This is a genomic window from Cobetia sp. MM1IDA2H-1 (genome assembly GCF_002916775.2).
In the GTDB taxonomy this organism is placed as follows: Bacteria; Pseudomonadota; Gammaproteobacteria; order Pseudomonadales; family Halomonadaceae; genus Cobetia; species Cobetia marina.
The window spans coordinates 2431539-2449458 of the sequence record NZ_CM133225.1 but is presented as its reverse complement, the minus strand read 5'-3'; the positions used below and the strand labels follow the sequence as shown (position 1 = coordinate 2449458).

16 protein-coding genes are annotated in these 17920 nt (G+C 62.1%); 4 read left to right on the top strand and 12 right to left on the bottom strand.

Annotated features, from left to right (window positions below; genetic code table 11):
- Positions 1-93: 93 nt before the first annotated feature.
- Positions 94-429 carry a hypothetical protein gene (locus BOH68_RS10415; protein ID WP_077377628.1) on the top strand — a complete coding sequence of 112 codons (336 nt, stop codon included), beginning with the start codon at positions 94-96 and terminating at the stop codon, positions 427-429.
- Between the two features lie 470 nt (positions 430-899).
- Here BOH68_RS10415 and BOH68_RS10410 read toward each other — a convergent pair whose 3' ends face one another.
- Positions 900-1577, bottom strand: coding sequence for an HAD family hydrolase (locus BOH68_RS10410; RefSeq protein ID WP_077377625.1), 678 nt, complete (start codon positions 1575-1577; stop codon positions 900-902).
- Positions 1578-1833: 256 nt separating this feature from the next.
- Here BOH68_RS10410 and BOH68_RS10405 point away from each other — a divergent pair, with 256 nt between their 5' ends.
- Positions 1834-2310 (top strand): MarR family winged helix-turn-helix transcriptional regulator, encoded by a 477-nt coding sequence (locus tag BOH68_RS10405; RefSeq protein ID WP_077377622.1) that lies wholly within the window; start codon positions 1834-1836, stop codon positions 2308-2310.
- 1 nt (position 2311) lies between these two features.
- Complete coding sequence (locus tag BOH68_RS10400) at positions 2312-3061, top strand: siderophore-interacting protein (protein ID WP_077377619.1); 750 nt, start codon at positions 2312-2314, stop codon at positions 3059-3061.
- Positions 3062-3188: 127 nt separating this feature from the next.
- On the opposite strand, the gene BOH68_RS10395 is transcribed toward BOH68_RS10400, so the two are convergent.
- The 6 genes from BOH68_RS10395 to BOH68_RS10370 all read right to left on the bottom strand — a co-directional run bounded on the left by BOH68_RS10395 (position 3189) and on the right by BOH68_RS10370 (position 10383).
- On the bottom strand, positions 3189-5144 hold the full coding sequence (locus tag BOH68_RS10395; protein WP_077377616.1) for a TonB-dependent receptor domain-containing protein: 1956 nt from the start codon (positions 5142-5144) through the stop codon (positions 3189-3191).
- Between the two features lie 231 nt (positions 5145-5375).
- Entirely contained in the window at positions 5376-5972 is a 597-nt protein-coding gene (locus BOH68_RS10390) for a hypothetical protein (RefSeq protein WP_077377613.1), read from the bottom strand.
- A gap of 270 nt (positions 5973-6242) precedes the next feature.
- Entirely contained in the window at positions 6243-7787 is a 1545-nt protein-coding gene (locus BOH68_RS10385; RefSeq protein WP_077377610.1) for a tripartite tricarboxylate transporter permease, read from the bottom strand.
- Positions 7788-7790: 3 nt separating this feature from the next.
- Positions 7791-8336, bottom strand: a complete 546-nt coding sequence (locus tag BOH68_RS10380; protein ID WP_077377607.1) for a tripartite tricarboxylate transporter TctB family protein — start codon at positions 8334-8336, stop codon at positions 7791-7793.
- Positions 8337-8449: 113 nt separating this feature from the next.
- Positions 8450-9505, bottom strand: coding sequence for a Bug family tripartite tricarboxylate transporter substrate binding protein (locus BOH68_RS10375; protein ID WP_240499698.1), 1056 nt, complete (start codon positions 9503-9505; stop codon positions 8450-8452).
- A gap of 131 nt (positions 9506-9636) precedes the next feature.
- Positions 9637-10383, bottom strand: a complete 747-nt coding sequence (locus tag BOH68_RS10370; protein ID WP_077377604.1) for a ribonuclease activity regulator RraA — start codon at positions 10381-10383, stop codon at positions 9637-9639.
- Positions 10384-10889: 506 nt separating this feature from the next.
- On the opposite strand from BOH68_RS10370, the gene uxuA reads away from it, so the two are divergent.
- Positions 10890-12065 carry a mannonate dehydratase gene (gene uxuA, locus BOH68_RS10365; RefSeq protein WP_077377601.1) on the top strand — a complete coding sequence of 392 codons (1176 nt, stop codon included), beginning with the start codon at positions 10890-10892 and terminating at the stop codon, positions 12063-12065.
- Between the two features lie 106 nt (positions 12066-12171).
- On the opposite strand, the gene BOH68_RS10360 is transcribed toward uxuA, so the two are convergent.
- The 5 genes from BOH68_RS10360 to BOH68_RS10340 form a co-directional block, all read right to left on the bottom strand.
- Positions 12172-13479 (bottom strand): TRAP transporter large permease, encoded by a 1308-nt coding sequence (locus tag BOH68_RS10360; protein ID WP_077377598.1) that lies wholly within the window; start codon positions 13477-13479, stop codon positions 12172-12174.
- Positions 13476-14093, bottom strand: a complete 618-nt coding sequence (locus BOH68_RS10355; protein ID WP_077377595.1) for a TRAP transporter small permease — start codon at positions 14091-14093, stop codon at positions 13476-13478. The genes BOH68_RS10360 and BOH68_RS10355 overlap by 4 nt, the downstream gene beginning before the upstream one ends.
- A 155-nt stretch (positions 14094-14248) precedes the next feature.
- Positions 14249-15313, bottom strand: a complete 1065-nt coding sequence (locus BOH68_RS10350) for a TRAP transporter substrate-binding protein (protein WP_077377593.1) — start codon at positions 15311-15313, stop codon at positions 14249-14251.
- A gap of 175 nt (positions 15314-15488) precedes the next feature.
- A complete protein-coding gene (locus BOH68_RS10345; RefSeq protein ID WP_077377590.1) occupies positions 15489-16631 on the bottom strand; it encodes a LacI family DNA-binding transcriptional regulator in 1143 nt (380 codons plus the stop codon).
- Positions 16632-16826: 195 nt separating this feature from the next.
- Positions 16827-17840, bottom strand: a complete 1014-nt coding sequence (locus tag BOH68_RS10340) for a 2-hydroxyacid dehydrogenase (RefSeq protein WP_077377677.1) — start codon at positions 17838-17840, stop codon at positions 16827-16829.
- Positions 17841-17920 lie beyond the last annotated feature (80 nt).

Sequence of the window (17920 nt, the reverse complement as noted above, 5' to 3'; positions counted from 1 at the left end):
CATGCCCGAAGCACCATTGGACGGCTCGGCCGTCCTCTACCCGAGTGCCGCTCCCCTGGGGTGCTCACTCGACACCACCTGGAGTCTCTCTGAATGAAACGTCTGGTTCCCCTTGTCTGCCTGTCCATGCTCACTGCCGTCAGCACTCTCAGTCACGCAGAAGATAGCGTCTCCGATGCCCGGGTACGTGCTGCCTTGAGCGAGCCTCTGATCGCGGGTCACGCCCACGCGGCGTCCACGCGGCGGGCCGTCTTTGCCGCTACCGGCATGAGCACCTCGGCAGGGCGTGTGCAGCAGGCGCTGGAGCAGCCGCTGCAAGGCGTGCGCGGTGCCGCCGGTGGGATGATGAAAGCCCGCTATCAGGCCAATGATGCTGGCAAGAGTGTTTCTGCAACTCGAGTAGAGCACGCGCTCAACGACAGCGTGTAAAGCCCCGCATTTCGAGTGATTGAGCGTCTGGCGACCAGCAACAACACCATCAATGGCTGACTCAAGACGAAGCCCGTCCTTGCCTCGCGCTCGATGACTCAAAAGATCTCTGGAAAGCCCTGAAGAAAGCCCTGGAGAGAGGCTCGCAGAAGGTCCCGGGAAAGCCCCCAGGACCACACGTGGAACTCTGCCTCCGCGCTCAGCGCCGGCCGAAAGGCCGCGTCGTCAGAAGCGTGCGAGCATTGCCCGCCGCGATGGCATCCTTGCGCAAATGCATGTGACTGACTCGGGCCATCGCCCCTGATGCAGCAGCATGCAGGACGTGTCTTTGCCCAAAGGTGACCTTGTCGGAAGATGACCCTGCCCTGAATGTCCTGTCCCGACATTCCTTGCCCGCCTCCGTGCGGGCTTTTTTGTCTTGCGCGCCGGTTCGCGGTGCATCAGCTCTCCAGGAATCCGGCTCTGGCCGATCAGGGGTCGAGGCGTGCCACGCGCTGCGAGATCTCTCTGATCAGCGCCGGAAGCTCGCGTGCACTGCGCATCTTCAGTGCCCCGGAGGGCGTGCCAAGGCCGTCCTCATGGTGGGCGAAGTGGATGACATGCATCCCGGCATCCAGCCCGGCTTTCACGCCGACGGCGGCGTCATCGATCACCACGCAGCGCTGCGGCGCGAATCCCATCTGCTCGGCGGCAAGGCGATAGAGGCGTGGGTCCGGTTTCCAGACGCCCAGGGTGTAGGCACTGAAGATATGGCCGTCAAAGAAGCGCGCCAGCCCGGTGGTATCCAGCGCCAGGCGTACCTTGCGTTCCGGCCCGTTGGTGACCACGCCGCAGGGGTAGCCGGAGAGCTCCGCCAGTGCCTGAGGCATGCCGGGCATGGCCGTGAGGCGAGCCGCCATCAGGTCCTCGAGGGTGGCACGCATGCGGGCCTCCATCTCATCCAGCCGCTCGGGGGCCAGCGCGCCATGATGTGCCTCGAGTTCCGCGACGATGCTGCGAAAACGTACGCCCCGGAAATGATCCAGATACCGGGCGGCCGTGAAGGGCAGGCCGTAGCCGGGTAACGTGCTGGCAAGCGCTTCTGCCAGCAGGACTTCGCTGTCTACCAGAGTCCCGTCAGAGTCAAACAGCAGGCAGAGTTCGGCCATTGATGCCTCGTGGAGTGTCGGAAGTGATAGTCACGACATTAGCAGTTTCCTGAGGGTGGCGGCCATGGGACAAGTCGTTGAATTCACACCTCTCATGGCGCATGAAATGCGTCTGGGCGGCGGAGTTGCCCGGCGCGACTGACATGGGCGACTGAGTTGGGCGATCCAATGAGAATACGTCTTCTTTGGATATTTGTTGACAGTGTCAACCAACTGTGCATATAGTTGCTATTTAGCAACCAACTGATGGAAGACCATGGCAACGACCGCTTTGCATGAAGTGCTGCATCGTCTGATGCACGTCTATCGCAAGCAGCTCCGCGATGGCATCCAGCAGCACGGCATCGACTTGCCTGTCCTGCACATCCGGATGTTGAAGAGCATCGTCCGGGTTCCCGAATGCACCGCCCACAAGGTCGGGCAGCTGCTCGGGCAGGACAAGGGGCGTGTCACTCGCGTCCTGAACGAGCTGGAGACCCGCGGGCTGGTGTCACGACACCAGAATCCGCAGGACCGGCGCAGTCAGCTGCTGCAGGTATCCGCGTCGGGAAGTGACATGCTGGAGCGAGTCAAGGTGCTGGAACAGGAGACGGCCCAGCGCATGGCCGGTGATCTCGGTGATGAGGAGATCGCGACCTTTCTGAACACGGCGACTCGCATGATGGACAACGTCTCCGCATGCGGGGATTTCAGTGCTGATGTGCCCAATGGCAACGACGACAGGAGTGCGTGAGATGGCCAAGCCCGCGATGCGAGACCTCGAGGTGATTCGTACCCAGCGTGTCACCGAACACATGTTGCGCGTGACGCTGGGGGGCGAGAATATCGGCTCCCTTCCCGAAGACCAGGAGAGTGCCTACATCAAGCTGGTCTTCGCGCGTGGGGAAGGTGAGCGACCAATGATGCGCACCTACACCATTCGTCATCAGCGCGCGACCGAGATCGATGTCGATTTCGTGCTGCATGAAGAGGCAGGCCCGGCGTCTGTCTGGGCGGCCAGTGCCAGGCCGGGTGACAGCATCACCATCGGCGGCCCGGGGCCCAGGAAGTTGATCAACATGGCGGCCGACAGCTTCCTGCTGGCGGGTGACATGACGGCGTTGCCGGCGATCAGTGTCAATCTGGCCGAGCTGCCGGCGGATGCCCGAGGACACGCCATCATTGAAGTGCCGGATGCGGCTGACATCCAGACGCTTGAGCACCCGCCGGGAATCGAGCTGCACTGGCTGATCAACCCGCAGCCAGACCCGGAAGGCCAGCCGCTGCTGGAGAAGGTAGCCTCGTTGCCGAGACTGGAAGGTCAGATCTCTGTCTGGGCGGCCTGTGAATTCGGCAGCATGCGTGCGCTACGTGCTCACCTCAAGCAGGCCTACGAGATTCCCAAGTCCCACTTCTATGTCTCGAGCTACTGGAAGATCGGTCAGTCAGAAGATGGTCACAAGCTGGCCAAGCAACAGGACGCCGAGACCGAGCAGGCGGACTGACACCGGCGCGTCAGGTGCAAGGCGGGTGGTCCGGACACGAAAAAGCCCCACAGGCAGGCCTGTGGGGCAATCTGACGGTCAACGCATCGCGAGCATCGGCTGACTGACCCGCAAACAGCGGATGAACTCAGAAGCGGTAGCTGGCACCCAGCCGGATGTCGCGACCTGGCTCCAGCATGCTGTCGCCACTGCTGAGCAGGTAGCTGCTGTGATCGCTATAGCGCTTGTCGAACAGATTGTTGACTGCCAAGGTCAGAGTCAGATCCTGCCAGGCGGCCGGTGTCCACTGGGCGCGGATGTCGTGCGTCACGTAGCCCGGCTTTTCCTCATCGCCTTGTGCCACGCGCTCCAGGCGCTCCACCGCATTGAGGGTGTAGCCCAGCGTGATGTCGTGGTGCGGAAGACGGTACTGGTGATCCCAGGTCCACTTGTCGCCGGTGGAGGCACCGATGTTCATCTCGTCACCCAGCGGGTCGCCGTCGTTGTTCTTCATGACGACCTTGGCGTAGCCCAGGCGGGTGTCATAGCCACCGACTCCCCAGTTCACGCTGGCTTCATAGCCACGACTCTCGACGTCGCCATCCAGGTTGTAGAGCACCGCCGGATCACTGCCGCGATCATAGGCCTGGTAGTTCTCGATATCGGTATGAAAGCCGGTCAGCGCGAAGCCGAGGCGATCGCCCTGGGTCAACGCATCCTGCTGGTGCCAATCGAGACCGATCTCGTGCTGGCGAGCGCGTTCCGGCTCCAGTCCTTCCGCGATGGTGACGTCATCCCCGATCAGGATCACTTCCCGCGCCTTGGCACCCCGGATGGCCTCGCCGTAACCGGCATGCAGGGTCAGGTTGTCAGTGGCATCGACACTCAGAATCGCGTTGGGGGAGACCTCGCTGCCACTGACGCTACCCGCCTCGCCGTAATCACTGTCGTAATCATCCAGGCGCGCGCCAACGGACAGAGCCCACGGGCCCAGTGTCATGCGGTTCTGGGCGTAGACTCCCAGGTTGCGTGAGGTGTCTTCGTTGTTGGGGCCAGAGCTGCCTGCGTCATCGGAGCGACGGGTGTCCTGATCATAGAAATCCACGCCAGCCGTCAGGGCATGCGCCACATCACCCGTCTTCAGGCGGAAGGTGTTGCGAACATCCGCGCCGAATTCGCGGGAGCGGCTGGTGCTGCCACTTTCGACACGATCCAGTTCCTGGGTGGTGTGATAGAGGGTGGTCTTCGTATCGATCAGGTCATTGCCCGGGTGCCAGGCGTGATTGACGGTAAAGGTCTCACGCTCCATTTCCTGATAGGTCGGCTGCTGGCTGCTGAAGCTCGGCATGTGAGGGCGTGTGAAGTAGGTGCCGTGATCGGTGGTGCGCTCGGCACTGATGCGCAGGTCCTGATCATTGACGTCAAGCAGAGACATCTTGAGCAGGTAGCCGCGCTGCTGGCCTGCGGTCTGCTCCTGTTCACCGCCACCGCCGACCTCATAATCATCGCTGTTGCGGCCACTGACATATCCCATCAGACCGAGATTCTCTCCCAGACGACCATAGAACGCCGTGGTGCCGGAGGTGGCGTCCGCCGCGCTCTCGGTACCGACGGAGACGCGCGCCCCCATATCCTGACCGGGCTTGAGCAGATCCTGCGCATCCTTGGTCTCGAAGCGGAGGCTGCCGCCAAGCGCCCCCGGGCCATCATCCGCCGTCGCAGGGCCGGTATCGACTTCCGCCTGCTTGAGCAGGGCAGGGTCAATGGTCAGTCGGCCGGTATGGTGGAAGAGATAGCCACCCTGACGCGCGCCATCGATGGTGACGTTCAGGTTGGTGTCTTCCAGTCCACGAACATAGACCTTCTGGCCGATGGCGATGCCGCCACCGACACTGACCCCCGGTTCGGCACGGAAGAGGTCTTCCAAGTCACGAGCCTGGCGTTCTTCGATCTCTTCGGCGCTGATCACGACATTCTGTTCAAGACGGTCTTCGCTGACGACAAGCGTGGACATGTCGCCGGCGAGCGCATGGCTCGTGGCGCCGAGAGTCAGTGTGCTGGCGGAAAGGACGGCGGCGGTAAGCGGATGGAGACGGAGATGCACGTGGATTCCCTTGCTTGAATAGTTATATCTAACGGTTGGCAATGCTAATCGTTCTTACTAACTGTTTGCAAGATCCTTGCACAATTTATCGTCAGACGCCTCTCCTGAGTCGTCACGAGCCTGTCAGGCGCGAGCGGATTGCGCTGTGGTAGGTGAGCCGGGGCGGTAGAGGGTGAGAATCAACCGATGCCTCTGGCGATAAGCGGTGCCAGAGGCATGTACTGAGTCGCGTTATTTCAGACCGAACAGACGGAAGGCTTTCTGGCGAAGTTGCTCGCGATGATAATCATTGATCAACGGCAGATCGTAGCAGGTCACGCCTTCCATATAGGTGCCGACGATTCGTTTGCGTTCATTATTGCTACCGAGAGTAATGGATATTGCACAATCAGGCGCTAAATGTGGAAGCATGCTGGTATCTGGCACTAGATCCTGAAAACGACCATCAGAGAATTTGTATTGAATCTTGTGTCTACCCTGGAACGTGTAGCCATCGGTATCGGTTTCTTCAAGGTAGCGCGATCCAATGGTCAGCTTGAAAGCTGCAACTGTCATTACCGCGGTGTTATCTTCCGTGGTATTCCAAGCGACAGCCTGCATATTCTCGTTTGCTTGCCCATCCGCAGCGGTAGCTGTGTAGTCCTTGACTTCGCTGCTTGAATCAATGGCGACAACATTGAACCCTTCAGGCTTGTTGACGCGTCCCATCGGGAAGCCAGGAGCCAGGAAAGCGTTCTGTTTATTGTCGTAGTGAGCGGGTTCTGACTGCAGAGCGGCACACCCTGAAAACAATCCAAACGATATGGCAATGCCAGCGAAATATTTCATATGATGTTCCCTATCATTCAATTCAATATTGGTATGAGAGGACTGATTTCATCGAGTCTTCGCCGGCCAGTATGCGATGTGATACTTGTCACGTAAATATATCGTAGTCACGGAAAGAGAATCACTCGGGTCCGGTTTATTTGCGATAACGCATAAAAAGCCCGCTATCATGGATGGCGGGCTGTCTTGTCTTTCACCGACGTCTAGCGTTTCAGGCGACTCTTGCCTGGATCACTCAGCGCCTCGCAGGTGCGAGACGCGAAGGAGCGTTCAGCCCGTCGAGCCTGCCTTCTCGGGGGCCGCCTGCTTCAACTGCACCGGCTTGCGGATACCGAGGAAGTAGACGAAGACCACTGTCAGCACGACGAAGAACAGGCTGTCCGGGGTGGTGAGGAAGGTCATCGGGTTGCCATTGGAGAGTGTCAGCGCGCGGCGCAGGAACTCTTCCAGATTCGGGCCGAGAATGAAGCCGAGCAGCAGCGTGATCACCGGATAATCATGCTTGCGCATCAGGTAGGCGACGATGCCCAGCACCAGCGTCATCATCATCTGGAACACGGAGTAGGTGGCCACGAAACTGCCGACGACGGCCAGCAATGCGATGGCACCGTAGAGCACGTCCTTGCGGATGGTGACGATGCGCAGGAAGTAGGGACCCATCAGATAGAGCGTCAGGGGAATCAGGATCAGGGCGCTGAACAGCAGCGAGGCCAGCATCGGCGCGATCAGTCCGGATTGTGACGCCATCAGTTGCGGCCCCGGCTGGATGCCGTTGATCACCAGTACGCCCAGCACGATGGCCGTGACCGGATCGCCCGGAATCCCGAAGGTCAGCATCGGCACCAGAGCGCCACCACAGACGGCATTGTTGGCACTTTCGGCGGCGGCGATGCCCTGGGGATTGCCCTTGCCGAAGCTCTCGGGCTTCTTCGAGGTGCGCACGGTTTCCACGTAGGCGAGGAAGCCGCCCATCGAACCGCCTGCGCCGGGCAGGGTGCCGACCATGTAGCCGATCAGCGTCGACTTCAGATAGCAGCCGATGCCGATCTCGCGAATGGCGCTCAGCGGCGGAATGAAATCACGACGCTTGAGCTGTTGGCTGGCCTTGAGCTGCTGGCGGATGGCGGCGTCCTTCTTGCGATTGCCGACCTGGATCAGCAGCTCGCTGATGGCGAAGGTGCCGATGATGACCGGCATCAGGTCGATCCCGGCAGTCAGCTCACTGATGCCGAAGGTGAAGCGCGCCAGTGGCTGCATGGCGTCCAGCCCGATCGTCGCCAGCATCAGGCCCAGGCAGGCGGTGATGCCGGCCTTGCGGATGTTGCCGCGCTGGGCGACCACGATCACGATCAGCGCGAAGGCGATCAGCGCGCACTTGCCGGTGGTCTTGACCAGCAGTGAGGCTTCGGCGATGAACGGTGCCAGCACGATCAACAGCAATGCGCCGAGACTACCGCCGACCATCGACCCAAAGGAGGCATGACCCAGTGCCAGGGCACCTTCGCCACGCTGTTGCATGGGATAGCCTTCCAGTGCCGTCATCATCGAGGAGGGGGCACCGGGGATGTTGATGGTGGTGGCGGTGATGCTGCCGCCACACATGCCGGCCATGTAGATGCTGGCACACGCCATCAGGGCGGTAGTCACGTCCAGGCTATAGGTCAGCGGCAATAGCAGGGCGAGCGCCAGGGTGGCGGTCAGGCCCGGAATGGCCGAGAAGATGGTGCCGATGACGAAGCCGGCGACCACGTAGAACAGGATGACCGGGTCCAGCAGCAGGGCGAAGCTTGAAAATACCTGAGCGATGAATTCCATGCGTCATCCTCCACTCGTGGCGACGAGAGCGGACAGCTCGAAGGTCGGCAGGTGGACATTGAAGAGTTGTTCGAAGAGCAGATAGCCCAGTGCGGAGATGGCGCAGGCGATCAATGCCTTGCTGATCCATTTCTCACGCCCCGAGAACAGCAGCATCACGCTGAAGACATAGAGCGCGGACGCTAGCAGGTACCCCAAGTGCGAAAACGCCAGGATATAGAGGGCGGTCACCAGCATCAGGCGCAGCGCCGGTGAGAACAGCGGTGCGCTGGCGTCGCCGTCGGTCGTGGAAGACTCCTTGCCGTCATCCGCTGCAGCGCCGCGGCTGGCGCGGTGCTGGCTGACCAGCTGGGCCACGCAGAGCACGAGCGCGATGCACCCGATGAGGGCAGGGAAGAACGAGGCCGTCAGACGGCCATTGTCCAATGGCGGCGCCATCTGGAAGGCGCTGATCAGATAGAGCGCACTGACGGCCGTCATGACCAGCGTCAACGGTGTCGCCCCGCTGATCAACCAGTGGCGTCGGGGAGGGGAAGCGGATGAGGACATGACAGAATTCCTTAGCGGCGCCCGTTGCTGGACGCCGCTTGACGATGGAAGTGAAGGAGGACGGGTAGACGTCGAGTGGCATCGACACTCAGTGGTGCCGCTTGCCGGCACGTCTACAGGCCGAGTTCATCCATGGCGGTGAAGGTCTTCTGTTGGTAATCCTCGATCCAGGCATTGACCTCATCGCCGCCCAGCCAGCTGGGCGTGACGCCGACGCCCGTGATCCACTTCTGGAATTCCGGTGTCTCGTAGGCCGTGTGGTAGGCATTCTCCAGCGTGCTGACTACCTCATCCGGCGTGCCCTTGGGCACGGCCAGCACGATGAAGCTGCCGGTTTCCAGATTGCCACCCAGTTCACTCATCGGCGGCACTTCCGGGTAGGCGGGGTTCTGCTCTGACGAGAATTCGACGATGCCCTGGGCATCCCCGGATTCCAGAATGCCGGAGAAGTCTCCCAGGCTCGAGATGGCACCGTCGATCTCGCCGGACAGCAGGGCCTCGGCTTCGGCGGTGGAAGAGCCCGGATAGGTGATGACATTGAATTCGACACCGGCTGCGGCTTCCAGGCGGCGAACTGCCAGGTAGGGGCCGGAACCTCGCGGGGCGACACCGATACGCACGGTACCGGGGTTGGCGCGTGCCGCCTCGATCAGCTGCTCATAATTCTCGTAACCGGATTGCTTGGATACCACGATGGCGTCCGCTTCCTTGGTGATGCGAGCGAAGGGAATCATGCGGTCCAGCGAGTAGCCGGGCACCAGGTTGCCGCGAGGCAGGGTGATGATGCTGTCATAGGTCATCACGCCGACGGTATGGCCATCCGGACGGGCCTTACTGAGTTGCATCAGGCCGGTGGCGGTGATGGCACCACCGATGTTCTCGACGTAGATCGATTTCGGCAGGTCCTGCTCGGCCAGGTTGCTGATCTTGCGGCTGATGGCATCGGCGCCGCCGCCGGCGGGCCACGGCACGATCAGTCGGATGTCACGCACCGGATAGTCAGCCTGCACACCGGTGCTGACGAAGGGCGAGGCCGCGACCATGCCGGACAGGGCAATCGGGGCGAGCAACGCCAGCAGTGAACGGGAGCGGGTCCTTGAGCGAGCGCTCGGCGTGAGACGACGTGAGTTGGCTTGACGGGTGTCTTGGCGATTGTCTTGACAGAGCATGGCACGACTCCAGTGTTGTTATGGTTGTGGTCACTCGATACGCATTGATGCAGGAGGGGCGGTGGACGACAGGCCGGCGTGACCTGTCGTCCGGGGTTACCGTGGACAAGACGGTATGGGCGACATGCAGATTACTGCTTGGCTGCCATGTAGCGTTCGAATTCTGCGCGGGCCTCGTCCGTCGGCGGATACAGGCCGATCACGGGCGTGCCGTTACGGACTTTCTCCAGCACGTAATCCTCGAAATCTTCCATCTGACTGGCTTCTTCGGCGATCTCGTCGGCCAGCTCAAGCGGGATGACCATCACGCCATCGGCGTCGCCCACCAGCACGTCGCCCGGGAAGACCGGCACGCCGCCGCAACCGATCGGCACCTGCAACTCTACTGCATGGTGCTTGGTCAGGTTGGTCGGGGCGCTGGGCTTGGCGCAGAAGATCGGCAGGTTCATCTCGGCGGCGGCGCCGGAATCCCGGATGCCGGCGTCGGAGACGAAACCGGCGCACTGACGATACTCCAGGCGGGTCAGCAGGATGCTGCCAGCACTGGCGGCCGAGGCATCCTGACGGCAGTCAGACACCATGACATGCCCGGACGGGACGGTTTCCACCGCCAGGCGCTGCGGGTGCTTGGGGTCGCGGAAGGCGGCGACGGTGTCGATGTCTTCGCGTGCCGGGATATAACGCAGTGTGAAGGCCTGGCCCACCATGTGAGTCGTCTTGCGGTTCATCTGCACCACGTTCTGGATGAAGGTGTTTCGCAGGCCACGCTTGAAGAGCAGGGTGTGCAGAGAGGCGGTGGAAGCGCGCATCAAACGCTCGCGGGTCACGGAGGAGAGCTCGGCGTAGCTGGCGTGCTCGGTAGAAGTAATGGCAGTCATATGGCGTCCGTCGTCAGTCTATGGGTAAGGAGGCTCGGCTCTCGGCAACGTGCCTGGCCAGAGTGATCAGTCGACACGTGCGTCTGATGGGGTTTCCGAGATCACTATAGGGGGCTTGAGATGACTGATCAAACAAATATTGACAACTTTGGATGATCAATAAGTCTAGTGTCGGAAGCGAAAATGGCACTCATCACCATGGCTGACCGGCATGGCACGCGAAGGACGTCGTGGGGCACGCGAGCGTCACGTTCTGCTCTCGTTACTCGTAATGTCGCTCAATATGTTGATATTGATGGATTTATTTTGTGGGTGTCAGTGCGAGAGGTGGTCTCGCCCAGTTCCACGATACGGCTTTCCGATGAGGAAGCATGTCGGTGGCAGGAAGCGACATGAGCCGGCTCGTCATCGCCAGCGACATAGGTCGCATGGCAGCACCTGACACAAGTTGTCATATTTTGTCGGTGGGTGTTGTCCGCCCCTTTTTTGACCGTCAAGGAGATGACATGGAAGCGACATGGCGCTGGTTCGGTCCCGAGGATCCCATCACGCTCGAGGAAATTCGTCAGACTGGCGCGACAGGTATCGTCACGGCGCTGCATGAGATACCCAATGGCGAGGTCTGGCCGTTGGCCGCCATTCGCGAGCGCAAGGCGCAGATCGAGGCGGCCGGTCTCAGGTGGTCGGTGGTCGAGAGCATTCCCGTCCATGAGAGCATCAAGCAGGCAGCGCCCGGCAGTGATCGCCATATCGCCAATTACCAGCAGTCGTTGCGCCATCTGGCGGAGTGTGGCATCACCACGGTGTGCTACAATTTCATGCCGGTACTGGACTGGACGCGCACCGATCTCGCCTGGCAGCTGCCGGAAGGTGGAACGGCCCTGCGCTTTGATCAGGATGCCTTCGCGGCCTTTGATCTCTATCTGCTGGAGCGCCCCGGCGCCGAGCGCGAATACACCAGCGAGGAGCAGCAGGCCGCGCGGCAGCATCTCGAGACGCTGGATGATGCCAGTCGCGAGAGGCTGATCCGCACTATCATTGCAGGACTGCCCGGTGCAGAAGAGGGCTACAGCCTGGCGGAATTCCGCGCCGCGCTGGCGGCCTATGACGGAATTGACGCCGCGCGCCTGCGCCAGCATCTGGCCACCTTCCTCAAGGCTATCGTGCCGGTGGCGGAAGAGGTCGGCATTCGAATGGCCATTCACCCCGATGATCCGCCGCGGCCGATGTTTGGCCTGCCGCGCGTGGTCTCGAGCATGGTGGATGCCGACTGGCTGCTGGGTGTCGTGCCCAGCCCGGCCAATGGCCTGACATTCTGTACCGGCTCCTACGGTGCCAATCCGGATATTGATCTCAGCATCATGGCGCGCCGCTTTGCCTCTCACATCCACTTCGCTCATCTCAGAGCCACCGGGCGTGACAGCGAGGACAAGCGCTCCTTCCATGAAGCACAGCATCTCGAGGGGGATCTGGACATGGTGGAGATCATCCGTGTGCTGGTGGCAGAAGAGCGCCGCCGCCTGGCGTCTGGTGGAGCCCCCCTGCCGATGCGCCCGGACCATGGCCACCACATCCTGGACGATGCACGCCGCGAGACCCGCCCGGGGTACCCGCTGTATGGGCGCATGAAAGGGCTGGCGGAAATCCGTGGCCTCGAGATGGCGATCCAAAGACTGGCCTGACGGCGGGTACGCCACTCAAACAAGAACGGCCACCCCGGTGTCTAGACCGGGGTGGCCGTTCTTGTTCATGAGGCCAGACAGACAGGTCTGTCTGGCCAGGGGGCTGCTAGACGAAATCGGGAGCGATCAGGCGCGGGATCGCAAGCACGAATTCCGGGAACAGGATCATCAACACGATCACGGCCAGCATCACGCCCAGGTACAGCATGGTGGTCGCCATGGCCTTGAGCAGGGGGATGCCGCCGATCTTGGCGGAAATCATCAGACATAGGCCGTAGGGCGGCGTGATCAGCCCCAGGCCCAGCGCCATGACGCCGATGACACCGAACTGCACGGGGTGCACGCCTGCCGCCATCGCCAGCGGGTAGAAGATGGGTGCCATGATCGCCATGGCGGGCAGGGCGTCCATGAAGGTGCCGATCACCAGCAGCACGATGGTCATCACGATGAGCAGCACGGTCGGGTCCGTGATGCTGACGCCTGCCATCAGCTTCGGCGGAATCTGATAGAAGCTGATCAGATACCCGAAGATGGCCGCGCCCACCAGACTGAACAGCGACAGCGAGCACAGCCTGACGGTGTCGGTGGAGGCATTGAGCAGCTTGGTGAGATCCAGCTCGCGATAGATCACGAAGCCCAGCACCAGTGCGTAGACCACCGCGATCACCGCGGCTTCGGTCGGCGTCACGATGCCCAGGGTGATGCCGCCGATGATCACGATCGGAATCCCTGAGGCCAGCAGACCATCCTTGCCGGAGCTTGCCAGCTCCTTGAGGGTGGCACGCTTGCGTACCGGCACGTTGTAGCGGCGCACGTAGCGGGTATTGAGCAGCAGCTGAGCCACACCGATCATCACGCCGGGCAGAATGCCGCCGAGAAACAGGCCGGCGATCGACGTGTTGGTCAGCGCACCCCAGACGATCATGTTGATCGACGGCGGGATGATGGTGCCCATCACGGAGGAGGCTGCGGTGACCGCGACGGCGAAGCTGACCGGATAGCCTTCGCGCTTCATGGCCGGAATCAGTACCGTGCCCACGCCGGCACTGTCAGCGGTGGAGGAGCCGGAGACCCCGGCGAACAGCATGCTGACCAGCACATTGACGTGGGCCAGCGCACCACGGAAGTGGCCGACCAGTCGCATGCACAGCGTGATCAGGCGGTCGGTGATCCTCGCGGCATTCATCAGGTTGCCGGCGAGCAGGAACAGCGGCACGGCCAGCAGCACGAAGGAATCCATGCCGTTGTACATGCGCTGGAACATGATCCAGTAGGTCAGGCGCGGGTCCAGCAGGATCAGCGTGGTCGCCGTCAGCACCAATGCCATGGCGATGGGAATGCCGGTCACGATCAGGATGCCCAGCACGCCGAACAGCAGCCAGGGCATCAGGTAGAGCCAGTCCATTGGCATCATGGCAGTGTTCTCCGATCAGTGGCGTCATGCGCATGGCCGGCGATGACGGGGGACAGGACGGCCTGCGTCTCCTCCGGCGTCGCCAGTTCTTCCGCCTCGTTGGGCGTATTGAGTGCCGCTTCCATGGCGGTCATGCCGTAGAGCCAGGCATGCAAGAGTCGCTGCAGACTGAACAGCACGATGAAGACGCCACTGACGGTGAACACCGAATAGACATAGATCATCGACAGCCCCGAGGCCATGGCACTGCGGCGCAGGCCCGACAGCGCGAAGTCCTTGCCGTGGACGATGAACAGCACCCCCAGCAGCAGGCAGGCGAGATCACGGATCCAGCGCGTGACGAGGTCGGCGCGACTGCCGCGAGGGAAGGCTTCGAGCACGAAGTGATCGGCATGCAGCACCCCGACGGCGGTGCCCAGCATCACCATCCACTGGAAGGCGAAGCGGCTGAATTCCTCGGTCCAGAACAGGCGAGGCAGGAAGGCCAGGTTGCGACTGGCGATCTGATAGATGATGAAGACGATGAAGCTTGCCAGCAGTACCAGCAAGACGAGATAGAGCAGACGTTCGAGCGTCCGATTCAGGCGTGAGAGCCCTGCGAGCACAGAAGGCATGGCACTGTCCTTTCAAGAAGAGTGCGAGGGAAGGAGAGCGACGACACGAGAGTGATGACACGCGAGGTGACGTGCGCCAGGGGCAGAGGAAGGTGGCGGGGCGCCTGTCCTGAGGCCAGAGTTGGCTGCAGGTGAGGCGCCCCGCCTGACATGCCTTATCTGACGGCGCGTACCTTGTCGTAGATGTCCTGCAGTCCCATCTCGGCGATCACTTCCTTGAGCGGCTCGGCGACGATCTCCTGCATGCGCTCACGGTCGATCTCATGCAGCTTGGCACCCTGCTTCTCCAGCTCCGCGAGGGCTGCCGCGTCCTGTTCCAGCTGCACCTTGCGGGCGTAGGCCGCCGCTTCGTGCGCGGATTCCATCAATGTCTTCTGCTGCTGCTCATCCAGGTTATCCCAGGACATCTTGGACATGGTCAGCAGGCGCACGGTGATGTCGTGCTCGGACAGCGCGATGTTGGGGGCGACTTCGTGGAAGCGCATGCGCAGTGTCCATTCCGGCTCATTGAGCAGGCCGTGGATCGCGCCCAGCTGGATGGCGGTGTAGATCTCCTTCCAGGCCACCACGCTCGGTTCGACCCCGAGTGCCTGCCAGGCGACGATCAACGGCTTGGTCGGATTGGTGCGCAGCTTGAGGCCCTGCAGGTCATCGAGTGAGGTGACTTCGCGCGAGCTGACGATGTGACGCTTGCCGCCACCGAAATAGGCCAGCACCTTTACATCGGTCTCGTCACTGATCTTCTGGGCGATTTCTTCCCCGACCTCGCCATCCAGCACCTTCTGCCAGTGGTCGACATCGCGATACAGGAACGGGATGGTGAACACGTTGGCGGTGGGCGAGAAGTCGGTGATCAGCCCGGGGCTGACGATGGACATGTCCAGCGCGCCGGCCATCTGCTGCTCGAACATCTCGGTTTCATGGCCCAGCACCGAGTTGCCCATGATGGTCATGGTGATGTCGCCATCGGTCTTCTCGGCGAGCAGGTCGCGCAGGCGCTCGGCGCCGAGCTGGTAGGCGGTATCTTCGGTGCCGGCGTGGCCGAAGCGCAGCTCCATTGCCTGGGCACTGGCCGAGAAGCCGAGCGTGGCGCCCAGCAGGGTGCCGGTGGTGGCCGCGACGGCTAGGCCCTTGCTCAGCCCTCTGGACAGTCGGGCGCCCACAGGTGAGCGCTGGGAAATAGCAGGGGTGGACGTAGTTGGATTGATCCAATTCAGCATGATGGCGTTTTCCTTGGCGTTGTTTGTTGTTGTGCCTTGCGTCTTTCCGTCTTGCAGTCTTTCTGTCTTGCGGCTTGCCAGACCGGCAGTCTCCAGACGGCCGGTCCATGCTCGGGGGTGCGCGGCTAGTCGATGCTCTCCAGGCATGACTCGCCGTTCAGAGAAAGCGTTGGCGTCAGTCCGGGCGAGGCGTCTCGACGATGGCGTCGTCAGGGCTCCCGCAGGAGCGGCGTATCTTGAGTTCCGGCGGCATGATGACGCTTTCTCGCTCGCCGCCGGGATTGGCGATCCGTCGCAATGCCAGTCGCGCCGCCTGCTCCCCGATGGCGTAGGGGTGCGTGGCGATACTGGTCAGGGGCGGGTCGCCCAGTTCGGCTTCCTCGACATCATCGGTGCCGATCACGGCACAGTCGCGACCGGGTTCCAGCCCCATCTGGCGCAGTCCCAGCATGGCACCGAAGGCCACGAGGTCGTTGTGGCAGACCACGGCCGTCGGGCGAGGGCTTTCCTGCATCAGGGTCTTGATCAGCTCATGGCCGACGCGCCGCGTCACGCCATTGCCGCGCACCAGGCGGCGATAGCTCAGGCCGTGATGATCCAGCGCGGCCTGATAACCTAGCCAGCGGTCATGACTGACCGAGTGGTCCGCGCCGCCGATGAAGGCGATGCGCTGATGGCCCAGGCTGACGAGGTGATTGACGGCCATCTCGGCCACGCGCCGGAAATCGGTGCCGGCGTAATCGAAGGGCGGGGCGTCCAGGTAGCGCATCACCTGGATGCAGGGCATGCCCCAGTCGGCCAGTTGATGGATCAGGTTCGGGTCTGAGTGTTCGGCGGGGCACAGCAACAGGCCATCGACACGATGTTCACGCATGCGCTCGATGAAGCGCTGCTGGCGCTCAGGGGAATCCTCGCTGTTGGCGAGAAATGACACATAGCCTTCCTGATGGAGGGCGGCATCGATCCCCGCGACCATGGAGCCGAAGAAGGGGTTGGCGATGTCATAGACCACCACGCCAAGGGTCGCGGTGCGGCTGCCGCGCATGGCGGCGGCGCCACGGTTGTAGACGTAGCCCAGCGCCTTGATGGAGTCATGGACCTTCTCGCGGGTGCGCTTCGCCACCAGCGGGCTTTCGCGCAGCACCAGCGAGACCGTGCTGCGCGAGACCTTGGCATGTGCCGCGATATCTTGAAGCGTGATGCTGCTCGAGGCGCTCTGTGATGATGGGGCCTTCGATGACGGGACCTGTGATGACGGGGCCTGCGATGACACCGTGGCATCTGCCTTGGCCGGCGGTGTCGTGATGGGATCTTTCATGGCGTCTTCCCTGGGCGTTTTCTTGTTGTCATCCCGAACTCATGGCCGGGGTGGAGACGTTTTTGGATGGTTCCAAATCCATGTCCAGAGCATAGAGCAATTCGCCCGCGCTCCCCTCAGCACTTTGGTCTGGCAGCCATGTGTCGAAGGGGCGGCGTCACAGGTCTGCCAGCCACCGGACTGCCGGCCAACGGTCTACCGGCGCGTCCAGCTGGCTTCATTGACCGCACTCAGCGGCGATTTCCCCGCCAGTGCCAACAGCAGGTTGTCCAGCGCACGCTGCGCCATGGCGCGGCGTGTCTCATGGGTGGCAGAGCCGATGTGCGGCAGTGCCACGACCTGTGGCAGGCGCGTCAGCGGTGAACTTGCCGGAAGCGGCTCCTGCTCGAAGACATCCAGCCCGGCGCCGCGGATACCGCCACGCTCGAGACACTCGATCAAGGCCGCTTCATCGATGACACGCCCGCGGGCGATGTTGATCAGGATGGCGCTGGCGGGCATCAGTTCCAGCTCACGCCTGCCGATCAGGCGTTCGGTCTGCTCGCTGAGCGGGACGGTGACGCAGACGAAATCGCTGGTCTTTAGCAAGGTGTCCAGCTCGACGCGGCTCGCGCCCAGTTCGCTCTCCAGCGCAGGCTTGGGGGAGGCATTCGAGTACTGGACCCGCATGCCGAAGCCGAGTGCACCGCGCCGCGCGATCGCCGCGCCGATGCGGCCCATGCCCACCATGCCGAGTGTCTTGCCGTGCACGTCCGTACCGAAGTGAGGCGGTGTGAGGCCACGTGTCCATTGGCCGTCGCGCACCATGTTGGCCAGCTCCACCGCGCGTCGTGCCGTGGCCATGATCAACAGGAAGCCGACATCGGCAGTGGTCTCGGTCAGCACGTCCGGGGTGTTGCACAGCAGGATGCCGCGCGCGTCCATCGCTTCAAGCGGGTAGTTGTCATAGCCCACGGAGACCGTGCAGATCACCCGCAGTGCGGGGGCGGCATCCAGCAGCGCTTCCGTGATCCTGTGTCCAGAGCAGATGAGTCCATGGGCATCGTGCAGGGCGTCGTGCAGTGCCGCATCCAGCGCCTCGGCGCTGTCATGCCCCTCCAGCAGCACGACGTCATGCCGCTCGCGCAGGGTGGCCATCTGCTCCTCATCCAGCGCCTTGAGCACCACAACCTTGCGGCGGGTCACGCACTCGTCTGCGTCACTTGTCATATGGCTGTTACCTCGGGCCGAGTAGTGCTGTGCATGCATCCTTGCCTCCTTGAGAGCGTGGGCGATGAACTGACCGGCAG